Genomic DNA, 319 nt, shown 5'->3' with positions numbered 1-319 from the left:
CCGCCTCGACGGGGCCTTGCGGATGCCGCCGCGCTGAAGGCGCGAACCAAGCGTCGGGGCGCTGCCCCGACACCCCGCCGAAGGGACCGTCCTTCGGAAACCCAGACGCGGACGAGGCCGGCGATGAACGCCATGAACACCAACTATCCAGATTCCGGCCGCGTCGAGCCGGTGAACCGTCCCACCCAGGCGGGGATTGTTAACGACGAGCCCGGAGTGCTCGCCCGCAGCTCCTGCCTGGTCTCCGGCCGGGGCCACTACAACGACAGCCTGAGCGTCGCCGCGACCGAAGGGTCGCGTCGCATCCAGCGCGATCCCC

1 pseudogene is annotated in these 319 nt (G+C 70.5%); it reads left to right on the top strand.

Annotated features, from left to right (window positions below):
• Window positions 1-123 precede the first annotated feature (123 nt).
• Window positions 124-319 (top strand): annotated as a pseudogene (locus tag MKK63_RS11250) (acetolactate synthase small subunit); the annotation flags it as partial.

Source organism: Methylobacterium sp. J-088 (assembly GCF_022829295.1).
Lineage (GTDB): Bacteria > Pseudomonadota > Alphaproteobacteria > Rhizobiales > Beijerinckiaceae > Methylobacterium.
Note: the sequence above shows the minus strand (reverse complement) of the source record. Positions and strands in the feature narration are given on the sequence as shown.